We start from the raw sequence: 16,794 nt of genomic DNA, 5'->3' as shown, positions 1-16,794 counted from the left end.
TTAAGTATAACCAATCACACTAGCCACCAAAATACCTAAATAAGTACCAATAATTAGTCCCAGAACACCTAGTGCCATTCCTGGCGCCAACATTTCCTTGTTTTTGATAGCGCTGCATACTTGACCAATAAAAGGAGGACCGAATATACAAGCCGTAGAGGTGATGATAAAGGTGTCTGTATCAATTTTAAATAAAATTGCAAAAAACAAATGAAAAAGCAATAAACTCAACACCAAAATGGCATTAAATGTTAAATAGGTTGGTGCTGCTGCTGCCAATGCCGAGAAATTAGCCATAAAGCCTACTGCTATGGCAAAAATAAGCAACAAATATTGTGCAAATTCATAAACTCCCTGCAAGGATTGTATTCTAGAAGAAAAAGAAAAGAAAATACTCGTTGTTGACAAAACAATCATCAAGAGCATTTCATTTAAATTTCCATCTGCACCAGGAATTAAAAGAGCAACAAGCACGGAAAAACCGATACAAAGTATTGCTAAACCAACTGCTTTTATAATTGGAGTCAGCGATTGTTTTTTGAACGCATCTTTGAAGGACTTAGTTTCATCTAATACTTGGTTTTGTTGTAGAAGTGCAATGTCTAAAGGTGTTTCGGGAGATAGTTTGTGGGAAGTTGTGGATTTAATGCTTGCAGAAGATGGAACAAAAGCTGGTAGAAATAGACTATAAAAATGCTTGGCAACAGAGGTTAGGAATAAAAAAAAGAGTCCAGAGCAAAAAACATCGGTTGAATTCAAAATAACAAATAATTCATTAGGAGCATTCAGTGCATAACTAATGGCGACCATATTGGGAGTCCCTCCGATGTATACCCCAACCATACAGCCCGCTGTTTGTCCCAAATGGGGCAAGTCTGGATACAAATAAACAGAGAGTAATGTTGCCAATAAAACGGCAATAATACAAAGCCCAAAAGAAAGCAAAAACTGAGGTGCATGTCGAATAGAGCTTCGAATGTCACTTGTCATGAGCAGCATCGGAATAGCTAATAAAACAGAAACAGCTGTAGCGATTTCTGCAACCGAAAATGCTGCTTTTTGATACGCCTCTTGTGGGAGCCACCATTGCTGGGTATTCCCCATAATGACGCCTATTAAAAAGCAAATAACAACATCACTCAAAATTGTATTTAATTGAATTTTATGACCAATTTTTTGAAGGTAGTAAGGGGCAAAGATAAAAAAAAGGGTGAGTAGCGTTAATAAGATTGCTTGCATAAAGTATGGAGAATATGTGCGTTATAAAGTAGAATTTTTGACGAAGTCGATCCCAAAAGATGATTTTTTAGGTCTATTATTGCATACGTAATAAGAACTAGTATTTATTGAACAATGCCCTTAATGGCTGATGTTTATACAGTTGTTTGACCAAATATTTTGTGTAACTTCAGTCACAAAAGTTCGTTGAAACCACGCAGTAGCAGCCCCGCTAACTAAAAGTAAAGCGCTTGCGAAGTGAACTAATATGAATGTGGTTTTTTATCTTGTTTGTGACTCAACTTGCGATCGCACGAGTGTAGTGAGCTAAAAAAATAAAAAATCAACGAACTACTATCAGTTAATAATACAGATAATTCTACTCAAAAGCTTATTTTAGTGTATTAAAATATGGAAAGTATACAACTCATTCAATCAGAATTATTTTTGAAGAAATGTATGCTTGATATTTGTGTTACAAAAGGATTTAGTCAAGAATTAAAATAATACTTACTTGGTAGACTATAGTAGCAACGAACTAGCTATTGAGAAAATATACTAAAGATAAAAACGATATGAAAAAGCGGGTTTACATTGATATGGACAATACACTTTGTGATTTTGAAACCAAATCAAATCAAATGAAGGAAAGCAGTAAAGGTAAGTTATTTTATCCTCAGTCTCAATATGGTTTTTTTACAAGTTTAGAGCCTTTGCCAGGTGCCATTGAAGCGTATCGAACACTAGAAAAATATTTTGAAGTATATATTCTTACAGCTCCTTCTTACCTCAATCCTTTATGTTATACGGAAAAAAGAGTCTGGGTAGAACAACATCTGGGGCTAGAGACAACAAAGAATTTAATTATTTGCAAGCGTAAAGGATTGCTCAAGGGAGATTATTTGATTGACGATTATCTTTATCCCGAATTTGAGGGAGAACAGATACAGATAGGAATTGCTCCTTTTGAAACGTGGAAAGAAGTGTTAGACTATATGCTAAAATTAGTTTAGTTGATTTTGGTAAAGACGGTTGGTTCTTCTTTTGTAGACTTGGATTATGGCGTATTTTTTGTTATAATAACAGGCTAGTTTTGTGTCTCTTATTGATTACGATTTGGCGAAAAAGTAAGGTTTATTTTGAGAGGCAAAAGTTCTTGAACCAATTTAAATGAATACCAAAATTATGAAAAAAATTGCACCTATAGCAGGTCTAGCAACTTGCATTATTCTATATACCGTTATTATTATTGCAGCAATACCCTATATAGGACAGCAGGGAGAAAGCTATTCTGTTTTTAACCACTTTATATCCGAATTAGGAAGTACAAAATTTTCTGCTCAGCATTTTATTTATAACAATGGAATCATTCTATCTTCTATAGGTTTTGGGTTGTTCACTTTGGGACTAGCGCAGTATGCAGATACCAAAACAAGTCGGATAGCGGTTCGGTTTGGTGTTTTGTCTTCTATATTGTGTATTGGAGTAGGTTTGGTGCCAGAAGATAATCGGGTGCCGCACTTAGTTTTAGCCTTGAGTTTTTTCTCGTTTATGGCATTGTCAACGGCTATATTTTCTTGGAGTATATGGAAAGAGCAAGCGAATCCATTTCCTAAACATACGGCCATTCATGGCTTTTCGATTCCATTAGCATTTGTCTTATTTATGAGTATGCCGAAGGGGTTGATGGCTATTAAACGAGAAGCAGGTCCCTTGTTTGATCGTCCCGAAATTTGGTGGTTGCCTTTTTTAGAATGGATTATTTTTGTTGCCTTGACGTCTTGGATTCTTGTCATTTCCTTTAATATGTTTTTGTTACAACGAGTAGAGCATACTACTGAGTTGCTAGAAGTAGAGCATCTGTCCAATTCTAATATATCCATTCCCTCAACGAATAAATAAAAAATGGAGCATACTAATATATTAGATTCTGAACTAAAAGAAAACATTTCATCGTGTGGGAATCGAGCATTATGGTGTTTGGGGGGAAGTCTATTTTGTTTGTGGTTAACTTCTTTGTCTTTGGATTATATCGAAGAACAGACGCTTTCTACAACTTTAGAAGGTATTTTAATTGGTACTCCGTTAGGTATGATGGGAATACTAAACTGGACAGGGTGTTATTGGGGGATCAAGGGAGTTCGTTTAAAAGAATCCCAGCAATGGAAATCTGTCTTAGGGGGATTGATGAACCTTTTGTTAACACTTTTTATTGTTCTAGGAGTACTGTTAGCAATGGGGCATTCTCAAGATATTGAACCAGAAGAACTCAATGTGGTTGAATCTGTAGAGATGGAATAAAGAATCGAACAAAATGCCTAAAAATGACACAAACATTATTGTAGCAAAGTGTTTTATACAAAGTTTAATTCGTATTTTAGAAAGTGTACTTTGTGAGTGAGGATAGATGTCTTGTTGTATTAATACTTATGACACTTTTTTTGCAAGCAACGTATGAAAAAATAATGAGAGAAAAATTATGGGACATCACCACCATGACCACCACCATCACGAACTAAAATTGTCTGAGGTAAATCGGGCTTTGGTTTTTGGGATTGTACTAAATATTATTTTTGTAATCTTAGAAGCAATAACAGGCTTTTGGTTTGATTCTTTGGCTTTATTGTCTGATGCAGGACACAATTTTAGTGATGTTATTGCTTTGGTAATGGCATTAGCTGCTTTTAAGGTATTATCTATACAACCTACCAAAGAATATACTTATGGTTATCGGAAGACAACAATATGGGCAGCATTAATCAATGCTTTGTTGCTTTTAGTTGCTGTAGTTATGATTTTGTGGAAAAGCGTAGACCGGTGGTTAAATCCTGTAGAAGTTGATGGTTTAACAACCGCACTTATTGCAGCTGTAGGAATTATCATTAATGGACTTACAGCGTGGCTTTTTGTAAAAGACAAAGACAAAGATTTGAATATAAAGGGAGCTTACCTGCATATGTTGGCAGATACGCTGGTTTCTGTGGGCGTCGTTTTTAGCGGTCTTATGATTTGGCAAACGGGATGGTATTGGGTGGATACTCTTGCCAGTTGGGTAATCGTTATTATGATACTATTATCTACTTGGAGTTTACTGAAAGATAGTATTCGATTGAGCTTAGATGGTGTTCCAAAAGAAATTGATAGCTCAAAATTGAGTGAGCAAATATTGAATATAAAAGGTGTGATTTCAATGCATCATACACATATTTGGGCTTTGAGTACAGCAGAAAATGCTATGACAGCTCATTTGGTGATTGATAAAGCCTGCTCATTTGATGATGCTGCAACGATAAAAAAGGATATTCGACACTTATTGCAACATGAAAATATTCAACATGTAACCTTAGAGTTGGAAAAAGAAGGGGAACAGTGCTTGGAAAAGGATTGTAAAATTATTAGCGAGCAAGAAATACATCATCATCACTAGAATATTAAGTAATCGTTCAAAAAAATAACAAGTACCACGCAGTAGCAGTGCAACTAAAACAGCCTTCTTTTTGTGCTACTCTTCATCAGAAAAGGGAGGCGTAACTTGCTAAGACAAGTTTTTCTTCTTTGATTAACAAAAAAAGCAATAAAACTACTATAAAACAATTTATTATGAATAAAATAACAGGATTATTAACCTTAGCTGTTGGCGGATTAATGACGCTTAGTTGTGAAGAAATTCCGCCTCAGATTACACCTTGTCAAACCAATAGAGTTGTATTGGTGGAAGAGTTCACAGGTATTGATTGTGTGAACTGTCCAACAGGTGCAGAAAAATTAGAGGTTTTGTCAAAGCAGAACCCAGGAAAAATCATTGTTGTTGGGATTCATGCAGGTTATTTTGCGACTGATCACAATGGGTTTGATTTGAGATGTTCAGATGGGGTCAATCTAGAGTCGCTGTATTTAGGTCCCGTATCGGGTTATCCTGCTGCCAGCATTAATCGTAAAGTATTTGAGGGGGAAAGTGATGTCGTAACCGACTTGTCGGAATGGGCTGGTTATATTGGTTCTGAGATTTGCGAACGACCAATTGCAGAGTTATCTTTAACCAATACATTCGATGCGGCGACAAGAAAAGCATCTATTACTGTTGACATGACTCCAAGCACCTTTTTTGTAGATGCTATTGATGAAAATCTGGCAATAACAGTAATGATCACAGAAAGTAATATTGTTGGTTATCAGAAAACACCAGCTGGCTCAGACCCTGCTTATGTACACAAACACGTGTTGAGAGATGTTCTTTCTGATGATTATACAGGAGATGTTGTTATAACAAAAGGAAATGTATTATCAGCACAACAAAAAGTGATTTCAGATTATCCGATTCCTGCCGATTGGAATATTGATAATTGCTATGCGGTTGCTTTTATTCATTACAAAGGGGATAATAACAAAACAATATTACAAGCTGTTGAAGCTCATATAAAATAAGCTATTATGCCTAAAATGTATCATTATATTATTGCTACGATTGTCTTGTCTGCTCTATTGAGTATAGGTTGCGAAGAGAATCCACCTCAAATTACACCTTGTCAAACCGACAGAGTTGTATTGGTAGAGGAATTTACAGGTGTGCATTGTTCGGGTTGTCCGAAAGGGCATCAGAAAATCAAAGAATTGCAAGCTCAATATCCTAATAAAATTATTCCTATTGCGCTTCATGCAGGGTATTTGGCTAGACCTCATAATGGATGGGATTTTAGGATTGCAGAGGGTGTTGAAATTCACAGTTGGTCAAAACCTTTAGGAGAGCCAAGTATTAATGTTAATCGACAATATTTTGCAGATAAGGGTGTTTATGGGATTATATATCCTAATACATGGGCAGGACCAATAGCAGAAGAAATGTGTTTGCCTCCTGATGCTTCTATTGAGTTAACACCAACATTCGATGTAGGAACAAGAGCGTTAAGTGTTACAGTGGATGTTGCCCCTGTCAATGCTGTAAAGATGAAAGAAAATGTCGCTATTAGTGTGGTCATTACAGAGAACAATGTCATTGCACCTCAATTGACAGATTCTGGTTGGGAGAATAGTTACACCCATAATCACATGGCAAGGGCTTTTTTGACCGATACTTGGGGGACAAAAATTCAAGAGAAAGGGGCTGTTCTTGCGCCTTATCGAGAAACATACACGTACACTTTGCCAACAGGGTGGGATGAAAACAATTGTCATATCGTAGCTTTTGTCCACTATCAAGGCGACGAACGATATATTTTGCAAGCTACTGAAGAAGCTTTAATTCCATAATAGAGAAAGCCCCGACTTTACTGAATCGGGGCTTTTTATTCAAAATATGCTCTAAAGACTATTTGCCTTGAAAGTTCGCTTTGCGTTTCTCCACAAAAGCAGCGGCACCTTCTTTAAAGTCTTCTGTTTTTACCGTTTGAGCAAAAAGTAACACTTCTTGATTAAAACCATCTTTCTCTTTGTCAAAATAAGCATTGACAGCGGCAATCGTTTTTGCGATAGCAATAGGAGCTTTTTTAGCAATTTTCTGTAGTATTGCTATTGCTTTAGATACCTCTTCGCCATGAGGAACAACGTGATTTGCTAGTCCCCAGTCTAGTGCTTTTTGAGCATCAATCATATCGGCAGTCATCAACAACTCTAAAGCTCTTCCTTTGCCAATATACTGTACTAAGCGTTGTGTGCCACCATATCCAGGAATCAAACCTAGGTTAACTTCTGGTTGACCAAAAACCGCTTTTTCGCTGGCAACGCGAATGTGACAAGCCATTGCTAACTCACACCCTCCGCCTAATGCATAACCTCCTACAGCAGCAATGACAGGAACATGAAACTGTTCAATCGTCGCAAAGATGTCATGACCATTTTGAGCCATATGCAAACCACCTTGAGCATCCAAACCACTGAATTCTGTAATATCAGCACCTGCAACAAAGGCCTTTTCGCCTGATCCTGTTAAAACAACTCCTCTTAACTCTTTTAAGTCTAATGCATCTTTCTCAAATAATTCACGCAAATCACTTAATGTCTGCTTGTTGAGTGCATTTAGTGCTTTAGGTCGATTGATGGTGACGACCAAAATACCATCTTTATATTCTGTTAAAAGATTTGTATACTTCATCTGTCCTTATTTTAAAATTGATTCGTTTTTAGGTTCTCTAATTGTTGAAACAAAGATAGTATTTTTCAATCATTATCATAATAATAGCGCTACTTGATGCGATTACGAACAAGTCCATCAGTTGCTCTAAATACCTTTTTTAAAGCAGATTCAGTAGAGAGCTTATCGGGGGCATAAAAAAAGAGCTACAGTTTTGCAGCTCTTTATTAATATCATGTTTTGAGAAATTTCAATAATAATCTATCGCATTAGATACATTTTTCCAAAACCTTGTCGGAACATATAATCTGTTCTATTACTATAGGTTTCATAATCTTCTCCATCTCTTTTGGTAATAACTCGATAGAGATAAACGCCATTTGCTAATTGGTCGCCATATTCATCTTTCCCATCCCAAGCATATTCTGTTCGGTTTGTTCCAATTCGGAGTGTACCTAATTCATCTTGAGTAATTTCTCGGACAACTTTCCCTGTCACGGTTAAGATTTGGATTTTCATATAATTGGGCAATTCTCTGCCTGTTAAGGTGAATACAAATTGGGTAGACGTAGAAAAAGGATTTGGATAGTTGAGCATGTTAGAAATAGAAGGCTTATTAATAACCTCGAAGTCGACACTATAACTCAATTCACCCGAATTATTTCCAGATTTATCCGCAGCACTAACAAACAAGGTGTACATACCGTCCTCTTTTAAATCAGGATGCATGATAATTTTTGCCTTATTTTCAATATCCAACTTACTAGGGTCGGCAGGATAAAATTGCATATCTGTGGTAGCAGGAGACAAAAGCATCTCGCCATTTGGAAAACTAGGATGTCGAATGATAATGCTAAAATCCTCTAAGTCATCTAAACCTAAGTATTGATTTTCATCAGATAAAGTAATAACAATTTCAGGTGTACCAGATACAATGTCTTTATTCAAAATATGCACTCCGTCAAAGGTGACATCTAAGATAGGATTGATGTTATCTTGTAAGACTTTAAAGGAGGCTAAACCAATATTATTAAAATGATATTGCTCTGGTTGATCTCTATTCGGATTTATTTCAACCATCAACAATTGATTGGAACCTTGTAAATTTACGGTAGGAAATTCAACACTAGCATGAAGAGTATCTGCTGTTCTCAAAGAATCCAAACGAGCATATTGAACCAAACCACTACCTAATATTTCAAACTTGACAAGCATGCTATCCATATCTAAGGGGCTAATATTTTCCATGGCAATATCCAACTTTATAGCTTGACCTTGTTGTATGCAACTATCATCCAAGGAAACAAAAAGTTCTGGTCTTAACGCTGCTTCTGGAACCATATCAGCAATAACCCGCCAATATTTTAATTGTGGAGGTGTTCGATCAACAGAATCTAGCGTGTTCCAAACCAATTCCAGATAAGGGTATTGAGCTGGATTAATAGAGGTTAATGACTCGTTGAGATTTGTCGTTGGACCGACCAGTAATGTTCGAACATTCTGATTGGCATCTAAACCATAAATCTCTACGTTAACTTGGTCGTTGGGCAAATTATCATGATCCCAATACATAGCCCCCCAATAGTTGGCTGGACCAATGATGGTGGAGGTCTGAAAGCCTTGGAACCAGTTTTCTTGTAAAGGACCTGAAATGGTTAAAATGTCACTAGGGCTAGTTGCTAAAACAGAGTTTTTATGTACATAAGTACTATCTCCTTTCTTGAAAAAAGTTCCCCATGGCAAAGGACTAGAGGGACTAGAATTATTAATCCAATCATCAATATACCAAACTCCTTCGTCTTTAAATGTATTAATCAATGAATTGGACCACGCAAATGGCTGGGCATTATTGAGAGTATATGCCAGTACATAATGTCCATTTGGAACAACATTCGCAATGAAATTTTCTAAAGAATCACGCCCCGCAGCAGTATTGGTTTCAAACAAAAAGTTGGGAGAAATTCGCCCAGCAGCATCACAGTTAATAGCTCCATATAGTGTACTAAATCCTGGTATTCGCCAAAAGTCTAGGGTTCCTGGTTCAATAACCGCAACATACAAACCATTCCTATTCGGACAGCGGCATTTATCAAGTTTGCTACCATTAAAATAAATAGCAACGTTTTCAGGATGCAAGACATTGGGCGTACGTGCTGTTGTTGCCGAAACTTCTTGAATTGAGTTGATGTATTTGAACTCTCGGTTGGGTTCTTCGATATAGATATTGGTATGGTTGTCTTTTAAATACTGAAAGAAATGAGATTGATTCCAACCTGGGTAACTACCATTAATATAAATAAAAGAACTCCCTGCCCAAGAATAACCAACCGTTGGGTTGGTTGAATCAACACTAACTCGCCAATAGTAAACGGTACTATCTAAGTAGGACATACTTGGTGTCCATTGAACCAAGCCACCTACTTGCGTAATGGTCGTTTGTTGCAAAAGTGGACTATTAAAGTATTCTGTTGTATCTATTTGAAAAGCGTATGTCTGAGAAGTTGCAAAGGCGTTGCCAGTAGAAGCTTTGAGGGTAATTGGGGTCGTAGGGACAATAGCAAATTCATAAGGAGAAACGGGAACAATGGCATCGGATAAAATAGCAACCGCATATTGAATGACATCGTTGTTATTTTCTGCGGATGGATTGGGGCGTTCATCAACATCGTTGTCTGCATCGACATAGATGTTGAACTTATTGATTCCTAGTGCATTGGTTCCTATCGGGACAGGAATGGTAAATTTGGTATTGTAATAGGGTGCTGTGACTTGTTGCGAAGTAACAAAAGCACTTGTCCCATCGGGGAAAATACGTTCTACTTTAATGTTAAAAACAGTATCAATAGCACGCCCAATATTGTATACATCTACTTCCAAATTAAAGGTGTTCATTTGTACTGTAACAACATCAGGAGAGTGACTAACCAAGCTTCGATCAATGTAATAGTCAGGGTAAGTAGCGGTTGAAACCTGATAAGCAGGATCACCATGATAAGTCATATAATGACAAGCCATTTGATTGGTGGTCGAGTAATTTCCTGTACTTTCTAGGCTACCTATGGCTCTTTTTACAGATTTAGAAGCCCCTTCGTTGTAATGAGTAATACTAACGCCTTGATAAAATTGTTGTGCAAATTGGTTTAAGGCTTCTAATGCTGCGGCACTTGAAGAAGCTAAGAATACGCCAGCTCCTGCTTGTGGCTCAAAAATAAACTCTTCGCTGATCAAAGGATTTTGTTCGAACATGGTACCACCATAACAACCCAATGCCATAATCAGTGGATATTTTTTATAATTAGAATAGTTTTGAGGATGATCTAAATTAAAGTCAAAGCTATTGGCAGAAGAATGCCCAAAGAAGGTGAGCATCGATATTCCTGAGTTGATGAGAGAGTCCAAATAGGCGGATTGCGCAGCTTGAATTGGATTGGTCGATGTTTTGAAGAAAGACTGTACCGTCCCCCCATACGATGGATTTTCAATAATGGTTTTCATGCCGTTTAGGCGGCTTCTAATAATGTTCTGTTCATTACTATTCTTACCACCTCCTAGATGTAATATATTCTTAGTCCAGCCTCTTGCTGCCAATGTTTGTGGAGCAGCACGTTCTGCTTCTACATCAATTATTTTTTGGAGATAGGTGCTTACTTGGTCGCCTGTGGTAGCAGAGAGTCGCCCTACAGCAATAGCAGGCTCGTCACTGTTAATAGAAGCCATTAAAATATGATCGGAAGGGGGATAGCCAAAGGTAGGAATAAGTGCATTGAGTCTATTGGCTCTAATGTCTTTATAAACTCGACCTTTTCCAATTAAATAGACATATTCTGGATTGATCCAGTTTTGTTTGATAAAATGCGCAAAATGACGAACGGCTAAAGGATGTAACGTAATGCCATAAGCAAATTGGTCGTAAAGCTCTTGAATTGTAATTTCTGTTGTGACATAACCTCCTCCTACTGTTGATTGGCGGTAGGCTTGGTAATCAAATATAGGATTGCTGCCCGAAGAATTACGGCGTAAGCTAGGATGGGTAATGATAACATAATTGGTTGGTGTAAAAATAGGAGAGGCAAAGTTTCTAAATGTAATTGGTGTGACAGCCAATACGTCGGTATAACTATTGGTGTTGCCTTCGTTAACCAAGACCAATTCTCGTGCTTGAGCAGATGGTGTTAAGTCTGTTAGTAAACGCCCATTGGCGGCATCATAAAAGCATTGTATGCGGAGATTGTTGGTTAAGTCGTATAGGTAGAACTTATTTTGATTGGCATTGGTAGCATCTATATTATTCATCTCAATGTATTTCCTTGTGCTATGCGCAGGCATTGTAAATGGAAAAATATAGTTGCCATCAAAATTAAACTCTCTAGCATAAGTAATTTCAGCATAAGCTACATAATAACGATCGGAAGCATTCGCTGTACCTTCTAAGGCTAAATTAGTACCTCCTGCTTGTATAATTGAACTAGGAAGAGACGCCGAATACTTACCTGTTTTCCATGCATTAAAATTATAGCTTGCATAGGTGCTACTTCCTGATTTGATTTCCAATGTATGGGCATAATCTCCTGGAGTAAATATTTTAAAAGCACCAGTTGCAGTAGGTCCACTCGAAAAAGGATGGTTGGTGGGTATGGTTAAGCTAAATGATTTTTGTAGTGGAGATCCAAAACCTTCTCCTTCTTCAAACGTAGATTTGCTCAATCGTTCTGTTGAAATTTGCCAAGTCAATCCTTCGTTCCACGTACTTGTATAAACTACCTTACTTGTATACATAAAATAAGGCTCCTTGGCTGGAATATTGGATAAATTAGCTCCAAGCGTTGTATAGTGCTTGGTAGAAGGTGTGTTTCCCCATGTTAAAAAATAGGCTGCGGTATCAGAATAAAGGCTATATTCTTCATTAAAATGATGCCCTATTTCATTGTAACAATTGACATCAAATTCACCTCTATTCTTTTTACCATAAAACTGGATATAGTTCAATGTCCCACCAGAGGTTTCTACTTGAATAGGAACTTCTTTTCCTCGATTAAAAACCTGAATACCATTTGTATTGATGCTGCTAATATTTACACCAGCTTGTTGAAGGGTAGCCGCACTAATACGGTACATGCCATCTCTGGCAACTTTTATTTTATAATATTCTTTACCATTGCTATAGTCGATCCATTCATTGCCAAAAAGACCGTCGTGTCCTTGCGCTGTTGCATCGGAGACATAGCCCATTAATACTAAAACTAAGGCAATAGGAAACATTTTTTTGAAATGTTGTGTATTGGTTGGAGAGGTTGCTACTTTGTAAAAAGAAGATTTCATAATAATAACTATTTGACATAGAATAGAAGCCAAAGCTATCTACTGCTATTAAAAATTTAATACCTCATGATTTTTTTAGTTAAAAAAAACTAAAAAACATCTTTACATTAGTATGATTACCAGTTCTTTGGATAATAAAGTGGTAGAATTGTACCTTGTTGGCAATCAGATTAATATAACTTTTCAAGAAGTAATGAAAAATTAGAACTAGGGGAATATATAGTTTTTATAGAACCGTATGAAGCCTTGTGTATAGTACCCATTTTTTAGTAATCAGAATAGTCTGAATGATACAAAGTCTAACACAAGACAAAATTAAGTATTCATAGAAATCGTAGGGTCAAAAACAAAGTTCTCAAGGCATTACTGGGTTTTGAGTAATAATACCTTGAGAACTGTTACGATTTAAACGATATGGATATAAGGTTTATTCTTCATCTTTTAACGCATTTTTGATATACTTAAAGCTAATGTCAATCTTGATGGACACAATATGAGAAAGAATAGCTCCTTGAGTATTATCCAAAATAGCACCACCAGCATTTAAGCCCAAAGCATAATCAACATAAAATTTATAAATTCTAAATCCAACCCCAAAGTTGGGTTGTACAGCCCATTTTTGGTTGTCAGAAATATCTTTAAACTGTTGTATATTATTGATACCACCACGCAAGAAAACCAAGTTGTTGTAATGCAACTCCAAACCCAGCGCAGGATCAAAACTAATGGGATCCGCACTAATTAACACATTGCGACGTCCATCGGTTGTCATATTAAAATCTAATTCTGTCGTTAATCCAATGTATTTTTGTTTTTTTCCTTCTTTGGGAGTACCAATTTTAAAATCTTTGTGATACGCTACTCCCAAGCCAACTGTTGGGCGAGTGATTTCCATAGACTTGACAGGAATATCATTTCCTGTAATATCAAGTACTTGCTTTTCTTCTTCTGTAAAGTTGAATGACCAAGCATTAAAAGTAGTTGAAATATCTTTTAACATCAAACCAAATTGCCAATCTCCACGGCGATATTGAGCACCAATATCAATTCCAAATCCCCAAGAGGTAGCAAAAGGACCAATTTTTCGATGGACTACTTTAGGAGTAACTCCGACTGACAGACCCAAGGATTCAAAACGCTTGGCATAATGCAACATGAACGCATAATCAGCTGCATTAAAAGTAGTTACATTATTATAGTTAATAGTACCATCTTTTTCATAAAGTGTCAAGGTATTGGGAATATTATCTACACCAAAACGGATGAAGGTAAATCCCAAATAGTGTGCTTTGTTCATAATAGGAGCAGCTAGCCCTACATAATCGTATCGACCAATACTAGCAAACCATTCGTTGTGCATGGCGGCTAATTGTAAGTCGGTATCAACTCCTGTTAAGCCTGCGGGGTTCCAAAAACCAGCAGTAGCATCATTGACCTGAGCAATTTGAGCACCTGCCATAGCTTGTGCCCGAGCACCAACACCTATTGATAAAAATTCATTACTATACTTTTGGGCATTCACAGAAGACACGAGCGCAAAAATGGCACTGGCTATAAAGAGTAATCGTAGCATTAATTAGCTGTTTTGTTTTTTAGTATAATTGTTCCACATTTGTGTTTATTATCCTTTTGGGAATCTATTCTAATAAGACACTATTTTATTGGTAGAATATAGATGACAGAATCAAGACAAAACTACAAAGTTTTGTTTGATTCACCTACTGTAATAAATTATAAAAAGATAATAATCATGTAAAATTACACCATAAACTAATAATTGCTTGTTGTGTTAATTGTGAAGTTGTTTAAGATAAAGGAAGTTGACTTTTGTCTATCTCTTATATCGTTATAGACAAGCAAGATGCTGCTTTGGTTGGAAAGTTTCAAGACTTTAATGACGGTAGAAATGGAATTATGAGAATTAGATGACAAAAAAAAGTCCCGCCCCTTAAAAAAGGAGCGAGACCCACACTATAAGAACACCCAATTAAAACCTTTATATTTTTGTATTTATAAATTTCCAATTTTTATGCCAAACTAAGCTTTTCTCAACTTTAAAAACCCAATTTGAGCAAAAAATAAAGCTTTGCTCTATTCTAAGCGATTTTTTGTATCTTTGAATAAGAATTGCAAATGCTATTATATGATAACACAAAAAACAATCCAAACTATATTTGAGACGGTAAAAGTTGAAGATGTAGTGGGCGATTTTGTTAAATTAACACGCCGAGGAGTCAATTATATTGGACTTTGCCCTTTTCATAATGAGAAGACACCCTCGTTTACGGTTTCGCCAGCAAAGAATATTTACAAATGTTTTGGTTGTGGAGAAGGAGGGAATGCTGTTAATTTTATAATGGATTTAGAGCAATTGTCTTATCCTGAGGCGTTAAAAAGCCTTGCTAAAAAGTACAACATTCCTATAGAAGAAGATGAATTGACAGAGGAACAGGCGGCACAATTGCAGTTGTCGGATAGTTTGTATGTTGTCAATCAGTTTGCCAAAGAACACTTTCAGCAGCAACTATTTGAAACAGACTATGGGAAAAGTGTAGGGTTGAGCTACTTTAAGCAGAGAGGTTTTAGAGAAGAGATTATCAAAAAATTTGGACTTGGTTTTGCCAATGGAGGCGCCAACGATTTGATGCAAAAAGGACTCAGCAAAGGCTACGAAGAGGAGGTTTTGGAGAAGGCGGGCTTGATTAAAAATAAACGGGATTTCTTTAAAAATAGAGTACAATTTCCCATTCATAATGTATCTGGAAAAGTAATTGGCTTTGGGGGAAGAATTTTGACTGCTAATAAAAAAGCTCCCAAATATCTCAATACCCCTGAAACAGATATTTATAACAAACGAAAAACACTTTACGGAATTTACTTTGCTCGTAAAGCGATTGTTAAGATGAATGAGTGTTATATGGTGGAGGGGTATACCGATGTTATTTCTCTACACCAAGCGGGTATTGAAAATATTGTCGCTTCTTCAGGAACTTCCCTCACCGCAGATCAAGTGCGCTTGGTCAAACGTTATGCTCCTAATATGACGATTTTGTACGATGGAGACAAAGCGGGAATCAAAGCTGCTTTGAGGGGCTTGGATATTGTAATTGAACAAGATATGAATGTGAAGGTAGTCTTGCTTCCAGAAGGAGAGGACCCCGATTCGTATCTCAAAAAAGTTGGGGCGACTGCCTTTAAAGAGTTTATAGATCGAGAAGCGAATGACTTTATTCTTTTTAAGAGTAATTTATTGCTCAAAGATGCCGAACATGATCCTATTAAGAAATCAGAAGTCATCAAAGATATTGTTGGTTCTATTGCCAAAATTCCAGATGCTTTGAAACGGTCGGTTTATGTCAAAGAGTGCGCTCAATTAATGGAAATGAGTGAACAATTGTTACATACTGAGATTAATAAACGCATTCAAGCCAATGCCAAAAAACAATACCAGCAAGAACAACGTCAAAAATCACGGGAAACTAAATCGACCAAACCTTCTTCAGAACCTGATTATTATGATCCTTATGAAGGAATGCCCTCTGAGGAAGAAATGTTGTATGCTGGCGGGGAGTTTCCTATGGAAACAGGGGGACAACCTCAAAAACGGAATACCAATGTTAAAAAGAAAACGGCAGAAGAATATCAAGAAATGGATATTGCCCGTATTTTAATCAACTTTGGTGACCGACAACTGGATAAAGAAACGACCGTGGCGGAGTTTATTTTGTTGGATATGTTGGATATGATTGAAGAATTTGATCATCCAATTTGTAGTAAAATTGTACAAGAGTATTTGACTAAGTTGCAAGCCAACGAAAAAATAACAACCAACTATTTTACTTATCATAGTGATCCTGCTGTTGCTAAGTTGGCCGTCGATTTGGTCGCAAGAATGGAGGAACATGATTTTTCGGAAGGATGGGAACGTTTAAATGTATTTTTGAACACACAAGAATTACCTGAGATTAATCATGTTGCCGATGCCAAAAGTAGTATTTTAAGATTCAAACTAAAAAAAATAGAGCGTCTAATTCGCAAAAATCAATTGCTGTTGAAAGCATCTCAAGAGGCTAAAAATGATACGGACGTATTGATTTATATGAAAGTTAGTTTAAAATTAATGGAAATAAAAAAGGACTTGGCAACACAAATGAATACTGTTGTATTGCGTTGATTGTTATACTAAATTA

At 36.6% G+C, this 16,794-nt stretch carries 11 protein-coding genes; 7 read left to right on the top strand and 4 right to left on the bottom strand.

The genetic code is table 11. The annotated features are described in order from the left end of the window. Entirely contained in the window at positions 1-1,239 is a 1,239-nt protein-coding gene (locus CG11_RS12810; RefSeq protein WP_052596783.1) for a DUF819 family protein, read from the bottom strand. A gap of 554 nt (positions 1,240-1,793) precedes the next feature. Here CG11_RS12810 and CG11_RS12805 point away from each other — a divergent pair. The 6 genes from CG11_RS12805 to CG11_RS12780 all read left to right on the top strand — a co-directional run bounded on the left by CG11_RS12805 (position 1,794) and on the right by CG11_RS12780 (position 6,465). After that, on the top strand, positions 1,794-2,231 hold the full coding sequence (locus CG11_RS12805; RefSeq protein WP_052596781.1) for a hypothetical protein: 438 nt from the start codon (positions 1,794-1,796) through the stop codon (positions 2,229-2,231). A 172-nt stretch (positions 2,232-2,403) separates the two neighbouring features. Then, complete coding sequence (locus tag CG11_RS12800) at positions 2,404-3,120, top strand: DUF998 domain-containing protein (RefSeq protein WP_197043841.1); 717 nt, start codon at positions 2,404-2,406, stop codon at positions 3,118-3,120. 3 nt (positions 3,121-3,123) lie between these two features. Beyond that, positions 3,124-3,519, top strand: a complete 396-nt coding sequence (locus CG11_RS12795) for a hypothetical protein (protein WP_052596777.1) — start codon at positions 3,124-3,126, stop codon at positions 3,517-3,519. A 178-nt stretch (positions 3,520-3,697) separates the two neighbouring features. Beyond that, positions 3,698-4,645, top strand: coding sequence for a cation diffusion facilitator family transporter (locus CG11_RS12790; protein ID WP_052596775.1), 948 nt, complete (start codon positions 3,698-3,700; stop codon positions 4,643-4,645). 173 nt (positions 4,646-4,818) lie between these two features. Further along, entirely contained in the window at positions 4,819-5,643 is an 825-nt protein-coding gene (locus CG11_RS12785; RefSeq protein WP_052596773.1) for an Omp28-related outer membrane protein, read from the top strand. A 6-nt stretch (positions 5,644-5,649) separates the two neighbouring features. Continuing rightward, on the top strand, positions 5,650-6,465 hold the full coding sequence (locus CG11_RS12780) for an Omp28-related outer membrane protein (RefSeq protein WP_052596770.1): 816 nt from the start codon (positions 5,650-5,652) through the stop codon (positions 6,463-6,465). 58 nt (positions 6,466-6,523) lie between these two features. On the opposite strand, the gene CG11_RS12775 is transcribed toward CG11_RS12780, so the two are convergent. The 3 genes from CG11_RS12775 to CG11_RS12765 form a co-directional block, all read right to left on the bottom strand. Next, positions 6,524-7,306: an enoyl-CoA hydratase/isomerase family protein gene (locus CG11_RS12775; protein ID WP_052596768.1), complete on the bottom strand. Its 783-nt coding sequence runs from the start codon at positions 7,304-7,306 to the stop codon at positions 6,524-6,526. A gap of 240 nt (positions 7,307-7,546) precedes the next feature. Continuing rightward, positions 7,547-12,604, bottom strand: a complete 5,058-nt coding sequence (locus CG11_RS12770) for a C25 family cysteine peptidase (protein WP_231512792.1) — start codon at positions 12,602-12,604, stop codon at positions 7,547-7,549. Positions 12,605-13,031: 427 nt separating this feature from the next. Next, positions 13,032-14,177 carry a PorV/PorQ family protein gene (locus CG11_RS12765; protein WP_052596766.1) on the bottom strand — a complete coding sequence of 382 codons (1,146 nt, stop codon included), beginning with the start codon at positions 14,175-14,177 and terminating at the stop codon, positions 13,032-13,034. A gap of 570 nt (positions 14,178-14,747) precedes the next feature. Between CG11_RS12765 and dnaG the strand changes: the two genes are divergently transcribed. Then, on the top strand, positions 14,748-16,778 hold the full coding sequence (gene dnaG / locus CG11_RS12760; protein WP_052596764.1) for a DNA primase: 2,031 nt from the start codon (positions 14,748-14,750) through the stop codon (positions 16,776-16,778). Positions 16,779-16,794 lie beyond the last annotated feature (16 nt).

It is taken from the genome of Aureispira sp. CCB-QB1 (assembly GCF_000724545.1).
GTDB lineage: Bacteria > Bacteroidota > Bacteroidia > Chitinophagales > Saprospiraceae > Aureispira.
The sequence above is the reverse complement of the archived record's forward strand: the minus strand, read 5'-3'. Positions and strand labels throughout refer to the sequence as shown.

What these genes read in the sequence shown, in the direction of transcription:
- CG11_RS12775 (WP_052596768.1), bottom strand. Translation starts at nt 7,306, where the DNA reads ATGAAGTATACAAATCTTTTAACAGAATATAAAGATGGTATTTTGGTC.
- CG11_RS12795 (WP_052596777.1), top strand. Translation starts at nt 3,124, where the DNA reads ATGGAGCATACTAATATATTAGATTCTGAACTAAAAGAAAACATTTCA.
- CG11_RS12800 (WP_197043841.1), top strand. Translation starts at nt 2,404, where the DNA reads ATGAAAAAAATTGCACCTATAGCAGGTCTAGCAACTTGCATTATTCTA.
- CG11_RS12785 (WP_052596773.1), top strand. Translation starts at nt 4,819, where the DNA reads ATGAATAAAATAACAGGATTATTAACCTTAGCTGTTGGCGGATTAATG.
- CG11_RS12770 (WP_231512792.1), bottom strand. Translation starts at nt 12,604, where the DNA reads ATGAAATCTTCTTTTTACAAAGTAGCAACCTCTCCAACCAATACACAA.
- CG11_RS12810 (WP_052596783.1), bottom strand. Translation starts at nt 1,239, where the DNA reads ATGCAAGCAATCTTATTAACGCTACTCACCCTTTTTTTTATCTTTGCC.
- dnaG (WP_052596764.1), top strand. Translation starts at nt 14,748, where the DNA reads ATGATAACACAAAAAACAATCCAAACTATATTTGAGACGGTAAAAGTT.
- CG11_RS12765 (WP_052596766.1), bottom strand. Translation starts at nt 14,177, where the DNA reads ATGCTACGATTACTCTTTATAGCCAGTGCCATTTTTGCGCTCGTGTCT.
- CG11_RS12805 (WP_052596781.1), top strand. Translation starts at nt 1,794, where the DNA reads ATGAAAAAGCGGGTTTACATTGATATGGACAATACACTTTGTGATTTT.
- CG11_RS12790 (WP_052596775.1), top strand. Translation starts at nt 3,698, where the DNA reads ATGGGACATCACCACCATGACCACCACCATCACGAACTAAAATTGTCT.
- CG11_RS12780 (WP_052596770.1), top strand. Translation starts at nt 5,650, where the DNA reads ATGCCTAAAATGTATCATTATATTATTGCTACGATTGTCTTGTCTGCT.